At 48.5% G+C, this 1,465-nt stretch carries 1 protein-coding gene; it reads right to left on the bottom strand.

What is annotated here, in order from left to right:
- Positions 1 to 388: 388 nt before the first annotated feature.
- The coding region (locus ACTHUM_RS13910) for a DUF927 domain-containing protein (protein WP_440403159.1) at positions 389 to 1,465 on the bottom strand (1,077 nt) is incomplete at its 5' end.

Raw genomic sequence — 1,465 nt, 5'->3', positions numbered from 1 at the left:
TTAACAAAGGTAACAAGTGATTTTGCCTCGCGCATATGGTTTTATCTTTTCGCGTGTCTTGGTCTTCTTTCCTTTTTATGGGCTCCAAAAATTCAAGGGCTGCTTTTCTCGCGCGCGCGCGTATTGGTGTCGAAATTATTTATCCCTCGTCTGTCTTTGTTGGTCATAGCGTAAATAGGCTAAAATCGCGCTGTAAGCGCGTTTCTTTGTTTTGGTAGGGTAGGTATAGGGAAAGGGTCAAACAGTCCTAATTTTTGAGATTTAGGGGCTTCCTGTTAATTTTATGCTTTCTTGGTTGGTCTGCCTGAATGTTTAGACGTAAAAAAGCCCGCCTGTGTTGATCCCGGCGGGCTTGGTTAGGATTTTGGAATTAACCCCATGTAAATGATTAGTCGTCCAGTTCTATATTTGTAGCTAAAACATGAAACCAGCCGTTACCTTTCCGCTGGTGTTGGTAGCCTCTGTTTTTGTGGTTATATTTCAACAATCCATTATCTGCTAATACGCGGCAAACTTTCGCTTCATCGAAACTTTGGGCGATTTCATCGGCAAAGACACGGCGGATTACCCACAATTCCAATTTTTCCCCCTCCTGTTTCCTATATCCTGCATGGTCTTTATTGGTGCTTTTATCGCTCCATTCCATAAACCGCGTGCCTAATGCGTGCTGGGCGATAAAATCCTCTGCCTGCTCAATGATTCGGCGGTCTTCGTGTTTTCCTGCTCCGTTGGCTTCCAGCCATTCATCAAAGCATTTTTTCACGCCTGCCATGCCTACACCTACGGGCAAGCCGGTAACAGGGGCGGCAAGTTCCAAAGCGGAGGCGGCGATAGCAAAGCGTTTTGCTACTCTTCGCGCCTGCCCTGATAATTCGGGAATGGTTGCCATAAATGCGGCCATGCGCTCCGTTGCCTGCTGTTTGGCTTGTTCTAGGTTGTCTAAAAGCTGTCGGATAAATAGTCTTCCTGCCGTTCCGTGATATTTTTCTGCTGATTGGGCGATATGCTCACTCAACAATGCGCCATCTTCAAATCCGTGCAATGTGTCATAAATGCCGTATTGCGCGGCGGCTCTGATACTAGGCAGGCGGGCGGCTTGTCCTGCGTTCCAATCGCCCTTATGGTGCTTCAAGATGGAATCGGGGGTCTTTTCGCCGGTGGAAAACATCATCACTTTCCAGCGGCTTAAAGCGCGGTTTCCGCCTTGTTTTGCGCCTTGCACTTTGTTGATACCGTTCATAACGCTATAAACAGTATCGCCGATAACGTGCGGGCTTGCCTGTCCTATTTCGTCCAACACCAGCAAGCCATCATTGCGGGCGGCGGCTGTGTTGGAAAAGCCTATTTTCGTACCGCTCCAAGACAACAGGCTTCCTGATGGTTTGCCCCATACGCTCAAGGCTACTTTTGCGGCTGTGGTTTTGCCGTCTGAAGAATCGCCCATCAAGTGGAAGCCCCCCGATTC

The organism is Neisseria sp. P0021.S006 (assembly GCF_051956895.1).
Note: the sequence above shows the minus strand (reverse complement) of the source record. Positions and strands in the feature narration are given on the sequence as shown.